Raw genomic sequence first — 13,056 nt, 5'->3', positions numbered from 1 at the left:
TGTTTCCATTTGCATAGAACATAGCCTAAGTGTCTGGTTTCCCTAGAAGCAGGTTTTCATACAAGGTGCTTGGATAAAAAAATACCGCCCATGTAGGCGGCATTTGATGCTTTGAAAAATCGTATGATTGAAATTAACGCGTCAGGTATGAACGAATAAATTCAGTCACAGACACCATATCAGCAATCGCGATGAACTCATCAGTGGTGTGAACTTTTGACATACCGGTAGACAAGTTAACCGTGGTGAGGCCTTTCTCGTTAAAGACGTTCGCATCAGAACCGCCGCCCGTTGGCTTGGTCATTGGTTCAATGCCTATGGCTTCGAATGCGGCTTTAATCGCGACAACATGAGGGTTATCATCCGCGATGCGGTAAGCATTGTAAGAACGGGTAGACTCGATTTCGATCTCGGCACCGTGTTTTTCAGCCGCGGCTTCAAACGTTGACACCATGTGCGCCACTTGCTTCGCCAGCTTTTCGTCGTCCAGTGAACGCGCTTCCGCTTCAATGTATAGCTCAGGCATCACGATGTTCGTCGCTTGCCCGCCACGCACTACGCCAATGTTTGCGGTGGTTTCATGGTCAATACGGCTTAGCGTCATGTTGCTGATCGCATCAGCGGCTACGGTCAGCGCGTTAATGCCTGTTTCAGGTGCCAGACCTGCGTGCGCAGGCTTACCTTTGATAGTCACTTTCAGACTCTGCTGACCTGGAGCCGTGGTAATGATGGTGCCAATGTTGCCGCCTGAATCAAGCACGATCGCTTGGTTCGACTCAATCTTGCTCATGTCAAAGTGCTTCGCGCCTTCAAGACCAAGCTCTTCATACACGGTGAACGCGACTTCAATGGTCTTGTGCGCTTCGCCATTCGCCTTGATGGTGCGAACCGCTTCCATCACCGCTGCGATGCCCGATTTATCATCGCCACCCAAAATGGTGTTGCCTTTAGAGCGGATAATGCCGTCTTCAATGATTGGCTCGATACCGATACCCGGTGTTACCGTATCCATATGGCTGCTGAAAACAATGCTGCCTTCTCGCTCGCCTTGCAGTTTCGCGTAGATGTTAAAGCCATTTGAAATGGTGTCTGGGACAGGAAGCTTAGTCACTTCAAAGCCCATTTGGCCCAGTTGTTCCGCAAGCACTTCGGCAACGGCTTTCTCGTTACCTGACTCGCTGTCAATTTTCACCAGCTCAATAAAATGCTCTACCAGTCTTTCTTGATTAATGTTTGTCATCGGTGTGCGACTTCTTTTCTGCGGGATGAAGCCACACCTTAAACGGAAGTGAAAAACCGATTAGATGGGTTACATCAAAGAAATGGCCGATTTGGTGACAAACTGACGGTTTGGGGCAAAAAAAGACGGGCTTACGCCCGTCAAAGGTATGGTAAATCGATAGGATTGAGAGGGTGTTATTACTCGGTCCGTTTCACGCTTGTCGTCGAGACGCTAAGCATACGCATTGATTTCGATGCCCGCTTCGTCTTCCGGCACCACGCTCAAGTCTTGCTTAGATTCTTCCACCCACTGCTGAACCGCCGCATTTGCAAGAATGTTATCCGCATAGATTTGGGCCTTCTCGGACAGTTGAACGCCGTAAGTGAGGAAACGCAGTGCAATGGGTGCATACATGGCGTCCGCAATGGAAAATTCGCCAAACAGATAGCCGCCTTTATCCGCAAACGCCTCCATTTGCTCTGCCCAAATATCGTCAATGCGCTGCACATCTTTTAGGCACGTTTCAGAGGGCGTGATTTTGCGGCGACCACGAATGTTCATTGGCATTTCACTGCGAACCCCACCAAAACCTGCGTGCATTTCAGAGGAGATAGCACGGGCTTTTGCGCGGTCAGCAGCATTTTCTGGCCAGCCTTTTCCTTGCAAATATTGCTCGTTCACGTATTCGCAAATAGCAAGTGATTCCCAGACCGGAACACCATTGTCCACCAGCATTGGCACCTTCGCCGCACCGCTGTATTTTTTCAGTTCGTCGTAGAACTCATCAGTGAAAAGCGACAGCTCAATTTCTTCAAAATCAATGTCGAAACCGCGAAGTACCAGCCAACCACGCAATGACCACGTCGAATAGTTTTTGTTTGCAATAAATAATTTCACTTTGCACTCCTTTGCATTTACGTTGATGAAACCAGTATGCTGAGCAAGCCGTTAGGTTTCTAACGCAAAGTATTGATACTAAGTATTCGCTTTTGTGATGTAAGGAAAAATCAGTCATGGACATCGACTCACTCAGAAGCTTCCTCGCCATTGTCGATACTGGCAGCTTCACGCGTGCAGCGGCACAAATTCATCGCACGCAATCTGCCATTAGTATGCAGATTAAACGGCTTGAAGAAGAATTGGGTAGCACGCTGTTTAATCGCGATAAACGCCCCCTCAGTTTGAGTTTGTCGGGGCAACGTCTAGTGAGCCACGCAAGACGCCTTGTTGCTGGGCATGATGAAGCCTTGATCGCGTTTAAACAGGAAGATGCCTCTCGCCCTATCCGCATTGGTTGTCCTGATGATTATGCGGAAAGCCTGCTACCACGGCTTCTTGAATCACTTCGGGCACACGTAAATGGACACATTACTTTTGATGTTTTATGCGCATCCAGCACGCGTATTCGACAACGTTTAGACAGCGGAGAACTCGACGTGGTCGTGGTAACGCGCGCCCCTGATTCCGATGAAGGTTGGTTGCTGCAGCACGACCAAGGTGTGTGGATAATGGGCAGCGATAAACAGCTTCCGCTTCGTCGCCCGCTCCCCCTTGCCTTGTTTGATAAGAATTGTAAATTTCACACTACCGCTTTGGATGGACTGGGGAAATTTGGCATTGATGTGGACTTATATGCCTTCACCACCAGCGCTTCCACGTTGAAAGGTTTGGTTAGAAGTAACGTTGCGATCTCCGCCATGGCATCCAATAGCGTGCCAGACGATCTCAACGTGATCACCCATGTGAATCTTCCGCCGTTACCCGCCATTGATATTGTGTTAGTGACGGCAACGCGCGCTCACCCATTGTTGTCTGCATCTGTGGTGTCTTCGCTGGCACAAACCTTTGCCGCAAGGTATAGCGAACGAGCCAGTATCGCTTAGACGGTGTGGCAAAACTCGCTGCAACAGGTATAAAAAAACAGCCATGTCGGCTGCTTTTTTGTTGTTTGAAAATAGCGCTTCAGAAAGCCGTTTTAAGCCTTTATCGGCTCACGGCCAAATACGCGCCTGCACCAATCATGACAGAACCTGCACAACGGTTCAGTTTGCGCTGTGCAGCTTCCGTTTTCAGCATGCGAGCCATACGCGCCGCGCCAAATGCCATCAGCATCGCACCACTCATCAAAGCAAAACACGCCAGCACAACCGCCAATGCAACATCGCCTAAGCTCAATACCGTTAAATCCATGAAGGTTGGCAAAAATGCGATATAAAACAAAATCACTTTAGGGTTTGATGCCGAAATCAAAAAGCCCTGTATAAAGGCCGCCACATGGCCTGAGTGCTTGGTCTCTGATTGATCTGCCAAGTCTTGCGCTTGCGGCAAGGCGACAAACATTTTGTAACCCAAGTAGATAAGGTACGCCGCACCCACATAACGAATAACCACAAACAAGGTGGCATAATTTTCCGCGATGGTCGCCAGACCAAAACAGGCCAAGATAAGGTACACCAAATCGCTGAGCACCATACCAGACGCCAACGCCCAGCAGTCTTTTGCACCTCGCGTCATGGCTCGAGCCACTAACGCAAAAATGCCAGGTCCAGGCGTGATAACAAAAATGAATATCGCAATGGTGAACGTCACCGCCCCTTCCAACGTCATGTCGACTCCTCCGTGTTTTTTGTTTTGTTATTCCGCGAAGCTAACACAGAAATGTGAACACTATCGATGAAAGTTTTTCGCGAGGAAGAGCAAATCTTATGGTCGAGAACCGTTCACGTAGAATCACATCTTTTCACAGACTGGTTATGCATTTATGGACATCGTTTTTCTCATCGCCACTATCGTGTCATTCGCGAACGTGATTTACGCGTTCACCACCAAGCGCGTGCTGTTTGCAGGTGGGTTCATCGACTATTACGACAACAAATCGCATTTCTTCGCAGGGCTCTTCGCGTCCATCTTGTTTATCTTTTTCTACGGTGGTTTTTACTTCTTCGTCTTTCCTAACGTCTAAAGAGGCCGTGCAACTTAACCGCTTGGTACGCCTCAACAATATGAGAAACGGATTCTTGCTGGCTTTGTTGCAGACGGCGGTAATGGTTCAGCGTGTTACTGAGATAATGCAACGCAATTTTGGATTGCTCTGGTGTTTGCGTTTGCCAAAAGCGCTCGCCGACGGGATGAACAGAGAAACCAGCATCACTCGCTGTAGAAACCAATAACACCTCATAAAGCCGCTTATTCTCCTCGACTAACGCCTCGTGCAGCATGGAGAATTCGAGCGAGATAAGGTGCTCACGTAATGAAAACTGGTGGCGCACAGGGCAAAGCAAAAAGTCCAATTCCAGCGTTGGATAACGGCGGCGAATGGCTGAGATAAACGTCACCATAAGATCACCGCCAACCCCAGCAATGATCACTAAGTGCTTACCTTGATATTGCGATAAAGGCAGTGCTGCGACGTCGATGCAGTGCGTGGTCCATGCGGAAGTGGCATGCACAAAGTACCGCTGTAGCTTCTGGTTCACCGTGTCCATGAGTGCGGGAACTATATCGACAAAATGGATATGCGGTGCGGCACTGCGGGCAAGCAAGGCTGAACCGAGAAAACCGTGGTCACAGCAGCAGTCCCACACATGGTCATAGCCTGATGCAACCATCGCATCGATTTGCGTCAATCTTTTACTGAGTTTCAAGAAGGTGTCCGTCTGAAAGCATACTCGCAGGAAGGCGGTTTTGCGGGGTAATAAAAATTCCGGCGCATTGTAATCCCAATGACGGCATCCACGAAGCTTTGATTCGCACAGCATAGATTCACAAAGTATGGATTAACAAAAACTTGATTAACCGTTTAACGAGACAGTTTCACTGCCTGCGATGTCTTCCCTCGCAAAATCACCCTCGTTAAAAACGTGCCTTATCGCTTTCATCTCGATCGCTTTCTAGTCAGCAATAAACAGGGGGAAAACAGTTTGCATGTGATGCGAGATTACGCACTCTTTCGATTTTCAATTCATTTCTGTGATGCCTAACACACCTGTCGCGGAATATCTTCGGCAATCTCATCCTGTTGACACTCTGCAATGTGAAACCAAGATATTATTTTTCTCGCAACACTCGATAAACAATAAATAGAATATACGGGTTTGCCATGGCATTTAACACTGCCTATTCATTGATTACTAAATTAGGCAATTGATGACTATTAAGACATATAAAAATAACAGTAATACCGAATCATCCAGTTTTATTATTTCCCCTATTAGTGGCCGTGCCTCGCACCGCTATTTATTATGAATGGTTAGACAAAAAGGGACACAGTATCGTGAAGGGACTCATACCGCTCATGATTTGCGCGGCAGTTTCAGGCTGCGCATCGACTGACAACACACAACAGCAACTGGCCAGTAGTAATCTTCAATACATTGATATAAAAGAAAAAATACTGGGATCATGGCAATGCACCACTGTATCCTCATCCAGCCAAAAAACAGCGTTTAACGCAGACATTACCTACCTCAGTGATGGCGGTTTAGATACCCAAGCCATCTCGATAATTCAAAACCCTAAGCCAATGGATGCATATTCTTTTAATGTGTCTGCACATGGAAAATGGAAATTAGAAGACGGGAAATTGGTGGAGAATAATATCGACTTTGATGTGAAAGCAAATAATGACATGTCAAAGCCACTTGTGCCTATTTTACGTAAAGGATTGATGCGCACAAAATCATCAGAATGGGATATTTCTTGGCTATCTCAATCCGCATTTACAAAGTCAAACGAGAGTAGCGTCACTACACGTTGCCAGAAAATAGCCAGTAAGATTCTCTGACACTATACCCAAATAATCTCAGGATTCAGGATTCAAAGTGTCTTGAGGTTGTTTGGGTATAGGTTAACGAAAACACAAAATAAAACGCCATCGATTGCCGCTTCGTTTGTGCGCAATCTATGGCGTTTCTACCTTTGACGTTTCTACCTTTGACGTTTTCCACGGCCGTGTTTTAAGGCAGTTAGGATACGGAGCTTTCTTGGCTTCCCTCAGTCGCCATCGCATAGCGATTTTTACCCGCTTCTTTCGCCGCGTACATGGCCTTATCCGCTTGTTCGATGATCGCGTTAAACGTACCGCTCTCTCCCGCTCGCCAATGACGGATACCAATACTCGCACTGATTTGAGGCCTTGCGCCGTCAATGATGATGCTCTGACTTAATTTATGAAGAACACGCTCAGCGACAGGTTCAATCTCGGCAGCATTATTGATGATCAATAAGAACTCATCCCCAGAGAGGCGTGCCACCATATCGGATTGAGCCACGCTGGCCAATAATCGTCTTGCGACCACTTTCAGCAACTCGTCACCGACTCGGTGACCAAATTGGTCGTTCACCATTTTGAAGCCATCAAGGTCAACGAACAGCACGTGCACATCCCAGCCCATATCATGGCTACGGAGCAATTGCTTCTGTGCCCTTACACGGTTTGCAAGGCCAGTGAGTGGGTCATGGTTTGCCAAATGGTTGAGGCGTTTAATTTCCATCGCCGCTGATTGATCGATAATGGACACCACAAAGGCTTCGGTTTTCCCTTGGCGATTTGTCAGTGTGCGCACTGAAATTTGGCACGGCAAACTGGTGCCTAATGCAGAGAGCATATGGGTTTGCCACTGATGACTACCATTAGACAACAGCGCTTTCACTTCAGGGCGTCCAAAGCGTAAATGTTGATCCACGCTCAATTCTGACCAATGACGATGTTGACCAAACAGACGAATACACGCCGCATTTTGCGCTTCAATGACTAACGTTCGGGACAGTACCAAGGTGGCATCTTTGCTCTGGTCAAAGATGTACTCCGCCATTTTACGGCGTTGTTCCGCAACATGTTGCTGAGTGATGTCTTCAAATTGCAGCAAAGAGTGCTTCGCGGTCGCCATTGGGTGTGTGCTTACACGGAACAATCTGTTCGTGTGGCGGTGGTGCAATTCCAGTCCTGTCAGCGGCTGATGCGCATCAATGGCATTTGAGACTTGATGCATCACTGACGAAGGTTCCAAAATTTGCAGAAGTTGCCCCAAGTCATTTGGGTCACAGCCTAGCTGCGCCAAATGTGCAGCGGCCGCAGGGTTGTAATACGTGACCAGATCGCCCGGTGCGATAACCATGACACCCTGATCCATGGTGTCCAATACCTGATTGATATAGCTATTCTTTTCTTCCAGCTGTTTAAACGTCGCGTTTAATTGCTTATCACGCGCCTCAAGGCTACTCACCAAATCGTTGAAACAATCCGTGAGGCGACCGAGTTCGTCGTTGTGATAAATCGGGATCGTGTGACCATGAATACCCAATCGGATCATGTTCGACATTGAGCGGTGAAGAGAAGCCAGTGGGTAAGAGACTATACGGTGTAATAACTGCGCGAACATCCAAGAAAACAGAGACAACAATACCGTTCCAAGAGCAAGGAACAAGATCAGCCTATTTCGTTCGTTCACGATGGCGCTGCGTGACATAAACAAATCGATGTGACCAAGCACATCCGTTCCCAATGAAATGGAACGCGAGACTTTGGTGAATGGGGTTTTCGAGCATATGATCCCTGCGCCCATGGTGAAGCAATCATCAGGCAGGCGCATCAAGTTCGCAAATTCTGAGCCATCAACACGGGTTACGCGGGCTGCCATCAAATCAGGATCATAACTCAAGGCTGCGAGCTGTTCTCTACCCGTAGCCCTGTCTTCAAACGCCAGTGCCGCCGTTAAGTTACTCGCAGCACCGTTCGCCATGATTTCTGTTCGACTCAGTAAGCTTTGATCGAGGTTCTTACTCACAATGTGCGTCACTGCAAGCCCAACAACGGCAATGCCAAGCGTCAGCAAGAGCCAGATCGGCATGATAAGTTTTACGCGAAGAGGAAGGCTGTTAATCCAGCGACGATTCATATTTCCTCCTCCCCGTCTATAACGGCGATGGATAGTAGCTGCGAGCGCAAAGTAAAGGGCATACCCTGAATATTCTTTCTATTAATGAGTAATTTGACGCGGTTGTTCACTTTAATAAACGAAATCATGCCACCCGCCTTAGAGAACCGTTTACCTTCACCCACAATCAACGCATCGGGATATTGATTATGCAGTGTGCGTATGTGTTCTTTGGCACGCTCGGGGGTGTAAATGATTTGGCAAGGTTCTTGAGAAGAACCACTGACTTTTATGTTGTGATATTGCACTTGTTCAGGTTTTGAGTTTGCAATGTCTTGAAGCCGACGGCTCACACTGCTGTCGCCATAGACGCAGAAATCGTAACGACCGTCTGCTGGCTGCATATCTCGCCAATTCACCAAAAATGCAAAACGGTACAAGTACACTGCCTTTAAATCTTCGTCTTGGAAGTCGTTACTTCGAACAGGCAAGCACACAGACAACAACGCAAGCATCACCAGTCCAAGAATGAACCGGTGAAAGCGCGTTGAATCTTGTCTGTGACGGAAACGCTGCCTTGTCATCAAATAATCAGTACCACTGCCAATCAAGTTCTAGCCAGTATTGCGTGCCATTATCAAAACCGCCCATGGAATCAGGAAACTCGTTCACTTGGTCGTTCAAGAGGTTTTCAACCGTCAAAGTAAACAAAGGGGCACGTGGCGAATATTGCCACCCTAAAATCAGATCCCACGTTACCACTTCAGGCCACGCATATTGCTCTTTTGTTGGGATGGCATCGTCAGGATGAGATCCCGATACATAGTGAACCACATTACTCACCCAAAACTCTGGCGTAACGTCCCACATGACCTGCGCACCCGCTAGATGCATCGGTTCATTCTCGTATGAGCGCATCGGCGCTTCGGTCTTTCCGCATATGCTTCCTTCGCATTTCGCTTCGATCTGTTTATAGGCGTAACTGGCATTCACCTGAAGCTGAGAATTCATTGACCACTTCATGCTTAACTCGCCGCCGTAGGTTGTCGCCGAAAGCGGCGTGATCAATTGATAACTGTAAACATCAACAACGGTGCCCGCAGTGCCAGGTGATGAGTTTTCACCAAAGAGATAACGATCAGCACTGAGCAACTGATAAGCAGGAATACCATCTTCTTCGCTGTAAAACAGATTTGCATCAAACTGAATGCGCCTGTCATCCCAGAAGCGATAGCCAATCTCGAAGGTATCAATTTTAGGGACAGGGATATCTTCGTTACCGAGGTATCTAATGCTTTTCAGATAATCATAATTATCTGGCAGACATTGTACGGGTTGCGTTGCCGTACAAAACATCACATCACTGCCATAAATGTTTTGATGGAAATCTGTAGAGCGATCTAAGCGAGACGGTGTGATCACGGCACGCCCCCAACCAGCCCATAGCCGCTGATTTTCACCCAAATTCTGCATCACACGAATTTGTGGCTGCGCGAACGTGTCTTCAACCAAGTTGAAGTACTGCCAACGGTTCCCCACCATCAGTTCTGTGGTGTCAGTGAGTGGGTAGGAATAGTTGAGATACACCGCCACGCTTTGGTTCGTGAAATCCGGCTCATCCGTCACTCGCGCATAAGGCAGGGTATAAGACGACTTCGTATCATAGGAGTCGAAGTGCTCGTCAATCAATCGGTAGTTCAAGCCGAGTGTCAGGCTTCCTCCAAACACATTCTGATCGGTATACCGCGTTTCAGAGTCAAATCGCGTAAACGACGCATTGCGGTCAGAACCATCACTGCTGCTGTAAGTGAGCCAGAATTGCTGCTCCCACTGACGCTGTTCGTCCACTTCTTGAAGCCATTTCAAGCCTGCAAAGTACTCTTCAGCCAAAAGCTCGGTGTCGAAAGCACTGAAATCCGGTCCATCATGCCCAGGGTTAAGGAAGTGAGGCTCGTAGTACCCCCATTGATAGTCTTCTCGGGAACGAATGCCGCCAAGCTGCACGGAGACAGTGCGGTCGAGGTGCTGATAGTCACTTCTCAGTCCAAACCGTTCGGTATACACCTTGTATTGTTGGAGCGGCTTTACGCGTTCCTCGTCACTCGTCCAAGGTTTGTGTTGAACAAACTCGGCGTACCCACTTAAATGCAGATTTTCGCTGATCTGACCGCCATGGTGAAGCTGATACTCTTGGTATTCATAATTACCGACGGACACAGAAACGTGACGACGTAACACATCTTCTGCGTCTAACGTGATGATATTGATGACGGCGTGCACGGCATTGCCACCCCAAATGGTGCCAACAGGCCCCATCACCACTTCAATTCGGTCGATATTATCAAGGCTAACGGGAATAAGATCCCAATCCACGCCGGAGAACATGCCATTAAAAACACTTCGACCGTCCACCATTACCAACATGGAGTTACTCAAAGCTTCATTGGTGGTTCGCGCAGAAATGCCCCAATCGTAGTTGGAGAACTTTGCGACATGCAGACCTGGGGCAAGCACCAACGCATCCGCGACTGAGCGAACACCTGAGCGTTTGATTTCTTTGGCGGTAATGACATGCACAGCGGCAGGTGTGTCTGCCAAACTGAGGGCAGTACGCGTGGCGGAAACGACTTTGGTTTCGGAAAGAGATTCAAGCGACATATTAAGCAATTCATCGAGTTCTGATTCGGCGAATGCAGATTTGGGGACATTGGTACTCAATCCTGCGATGAGGATTGCTAGAGAGGCTATACGCATATTATTTTTCCATGAGCGAAACGTTTCTCCACGCTTACATGGAAGTGTAAAACTGGGCGTCTTTGCTCAACTGCTTCTTGTTATGACACGTATTATCTAAATCGATGTTTTTAAAGTCGATTTAATACATTTTCTTGCCATTATAAGAACGAAACTTTGTTGTGCACACGGATATATTGTGGTTTTTAGCCGTCTCTGCGATATCCCTCACTCAGCGCCATAAAAATGTCATAAATGTGTATATTTAAACGACATTTTGCCAATCTTCCGTCGCAAAAACACAAAACAAATACCACCCAACAACAATATCAGGTCGAGATTATCCAAAAGTAAAACAATGCCATTAGCGTAATGAGGGGACAAGCTAACCTGAAGGGAATGAATGGCCGTTTACCATTGTCAATCTCGCTACACCAACCCCTTCAATTTGGCCAAACCATAAGCAGATATTGTCACGCAGTCTTTGATGTCGTTATCAATGATCATGCGTTCAAATTCATCCACGGGAAAAGCGCGTGTGATCAAATCTTCTTCTTCACTGTCGAGTTGGTTTTCTTTTTGCGTCAGGAACGTCGCGAGATAAACATGGCAGGTTTGGTTAAGAAAGCCGTAAGCGATGAACTGAGCACCTAAGTAAGTCATGGATGCCGCATCTAACCCGGTCTCTTCTCGCAACTCCCCTTTTGCTAGATCAAGATGGTCAGCGTCAGGCGACGACTCCCACGCCCCTTGTGGTATTTCCCAGCAACGCTCTTGCACCGTATAGCGATATTGTTGAACCAGATGAATGAAGCCGTTGTCGATGGCGATGATCGCTGCACAATCTGGCTTATCTACTACCCCATAGATGCCTTCTGCTCCACTTGGTCGAAGAACTCTATCTTCTCTCACGCTCATCCACTTGTTTTGGTAAACAATTTTACTCTCGAGTTGCTTTATCACGGTGCATCCCTGTTTTGCTCTCTCGCACACCCTATTCAGACAAGTCATAGGCGAAAAAATGATATCGAATACAACGCAATATACCCGCGTGTCCCCAGTTGGAAAAGTACAAAAACACACGGAATTACATACCGGTTGACGCTTTTTGGCGAGGCCCATCAACAAACCGTTTTCTTCCCACAGCGACACACTCACGCCATCCAAATCTTTCACATGAAGCTGCGACGGCGTGACCACCGAAAAATCTAAGCGATTAATGTAGGTATCGCGTACTGTCTTTGTTCATAGGAGATCCTGTGTGAATGAATAAAGGCGCATGTAAAACACAATGCTTTCCTTCATTAACGAATCAGTCGCAATTTTGATTGCATTGTTGTTCAACAAATTTTTCAGCGGCCCTTTTTACACGGTGTCTCAGGCACGTATTTAGGCCTTGAATACGTGATAAATGCCTCGTAGAGCGCCTTCACCGGTGGTTCTTTCACCATCTCTGCGTCCAACATCTTGCCAAAATTTAGAATCGTGATATTTTCTTGCCAAATTTTCTCAATTGGAAAAATGACCATGCCAAAGGCAAGTGAAATTAAAAAGAACGCAGTTATCGAACATGGCGGCAAAGTGCTGGCGGTTAAAGACATTGCTAAGCTGACTCCAGCTGGCCGTGCAGGCACTAGCCTGTACAGAATGCGTCTTTACGATGTAGCAACTGGTGCAAAGTATGATGAAAGCTTCAAAGCGGATGACATGCTTCCACTGGCTGACTTCAGCCGTCACGCTGCGGATTTCTCTTACATCGATGGTGACGAGTACATCTTCATGGATAGCGAAGATTACACGCCGTACCACTTCAACAAAGAAACCATTGCAGAAGAAATCCTGTTCATTACTGAAGAAACCAAAGGTATTCAAGTTCTAACAGTGAGCGGTCGCCCTGTAGCAATTGAACTGCCATCAACCGTTGATATGGTTATTACTGACACGTCTCCTTCTATCAAAGGCGCATCAGCAAGTGCTCGTACTAAGCCAGCTACCGTTTCTACTGGCCTGACTGTTCAAGTGCCTGAGTACATCGGTAATGGCGACAAAATCCGCATCAACACCGTTGAACACAAATTCATGAGCCGCGCATAATTTCACGCCGAACTCGTTCAACGAACAGAAGCCTCGATAGCGATATCGGGGCTTTTTTGTTTTTAGATGCGAGGAGCGAGATTGCGAGAAGGAGCAGACAAAGCAGACAAAGCAGACAAAGCAGACAAAGCA

General features: G+C 47.4%; 12 protein-coding genes. 4 read left to right on the top strand and 8 right to left on the bottom strand.

The window, feature by feature from the left end:
* Window positions 1–133: 133 nt before the first annotated feature.
* The gene (locus tag BM082_RS00265; RefSeq protein ID WP_017015352.1) at window positions 134–1,240 is read right to left on the bottom strand and encodes a M20/M25/M40 family metallo-hydrolase; all 1,107 of its coding nucleotides are present in this window, start codon (window positions 1,238–1,240) and stop codon (window positions 134–136) included.
* Window positions 1,241–1,453: 213 nt separating this feature from the next.
* Window positions 1,454–2,119 carry a glutathione S-transferase family protein gene (locus tag BM082_RS00260; protein WP_017015351.1) on the bottom strand — a complete coding sequence of 222 codons (666 nt, stop codon included), beginning with the start codon at window positions 2,117–2,119 and terminating at the stop codon, window positions 1,454–1,456.
* 116 nt (window positions 2,120–2,235) lie between these two features.
* Between BM082_RS00260 and BM082_RS00255 the strand changes: the two genes are divergently transcribed.
* Complete coding sequence (locus BM082_RS00255; RefSeq protein WP_074924796.1) at window positions 2,236–3,105, top strand: LysR family transcriptional regulator; 870 nt, start codon at window positions 2,236–2,238, stop codon at window positions 3,103–3,105.
* A gap of 100 nt (window positions 3,106–3,205) precedes the next feature.
* Here BM082_RS00255 and BM082_RS00250 read toward each other — a convergent pair whose 3' ends face one another.
* Window positions 3,206–3,829, bottom strand: coding sequence for a LysE family translocator (locus tag BM082_RS00250; protein ID WP_074924794.1), 624 nt, complete (start codon window positions 3,827–3,829; stop codon window positions 3,206–3,208).
* Window positions 3,830–3,983: 154 nt separating this feature from the next.
* Between BM082_RS00250 and BM082_RS00245 the strand changes: the two genes are divergently transcribed.
* A complete protein-coding gene (locus BM082_RS00245) occupies window positions 3,984–4,184 on the top strand; it encodes a hypothetical protein (protein WP_017008412.1) in 201 nt (66 codons plus the stop codon).
* On the opposite strand, the gene BM082_RS00240 is transcribed toward BM082_RS00245, so the two are convergent.
* Complete coding sequence (locus BM082_RS00240; protein WP_017008413.1) at window positions 4,174–4,980, bottom strand: tRNA (adenine(22)-N(1))-methyltransferase; 807 nt, start codon at window positions 4,978–4,980, stop codon at window positions 4,174–4,176. The two genes, BM082_RS00245 and BM082_RS00240, sit on opposite strands and share 11 nt — an antisense overlap.
* Before the next feature lie 515 nt (window positions 4,981–5,495).
* Between BM082_RS00240 and BM082_RS00235 the strand changes: the two genes are divergently transcribed.
* Window positions 5,496–6,005 (top strand): hypothetical protein, encoded by a 510-nt coding sequence (locus tag BM082_RS00235; protein WP_244275868.1) that lies wholly within the window; start codon window positions 5,496–5,498, stop codon window positions 6,003–6,005.
* 181 nt (window positions 6,006–6,186) lie between these two features.
* Here the strand turns inward: BM082_RS00235 and BM082_RS00230 are convergent, their stop codons facing one another.
* From BM082_RS00230 to BM082_RS00215, 4 genes are all read right to left on the bottom strand, one after another.
* Window positions 6,187–8,118 (bottom strand): diguanylate cyclase domain-containing protein, encoded by a 1,932-nt coding sequence (locus BM082_RS00230; RefSeq protein ID WP_017011454.1) that lies wholly within the window; start codon window positions 8,116–8,118, stop codon window positions 6,187–6,189.
* Window positions 8,115–8,612, bottom strand: coding sequence for a YfiR family protein (locus BM082_RS00225; protein WP_241814567.1), 498 nt, complete (start codon window positions 8,610–8,612; stop codon window positions 8,115–8,117). Before BM082_RS00225 ends, BM082_RS00230 begins: the two co-directional genes overlap by 4 nt.
* Before the next feature lie 76 nt (window positions 8,613–8,688).
* Complete coding sequence (locus tag BM082_RS00220; RefSeq protein WP_017011452.1) at window positions 8,689–10,851, bottom strand: TonB-dependent receptor plug domain-containing protein; 2,163 nt, start codon at window positions 10,849–10,851, stop codon at window positions 8,689–8,691.
* Between the two features lie 408 nt (window positions 10,852–11,259).
* Window positions 11,260–11,841 carry an NUDIX domain-containing protein gene (locus BM082_RS00215; RefSeq protein ID WP_050999833.1) on the bottom strand — a complete coding sequence of 194 codons (582 nt, stop codon included), beginning with the start codon at window positions 11,839–11,841 and terminating at the stop codon, window positions 11,260–11,262.
* A gap of 516 nt (window positions 11,842–12,357) precedes the next feature.
* Between BM082_RS00215 and efpL the strand changes: the two genes are divergently transcribed.
* Window positions 12,358–12,924, top strand: a complete 567-nt coding sequence (gene efpL / locus BM082_RS00210; protein ID WP_017011449.1) for an elongation factor P-like protein EfpL — start codon at window positions 12,358–12,360, stop codon at window positions 12,922–12,924.
* Window positions 12,925–13,056: the final 132 nt, after the last annotated feature.

It is taken from the genome of Enterovibrio norvegicus DSM 15893 (genome assembly GCF_900115495.1).
Classification (GTDB): Bacteria; Pseudomonadota; Gammaproteobacteria; order Enterobacterales; family Vibrionaceae; genus Enterovibrio; species Enterovibrio norvegicus.
The sequence above is the reverse complement of the archived record's forward strand: the minus strand, read 5'-3'. Positions and strand labels throughout refer to the sequence as shown.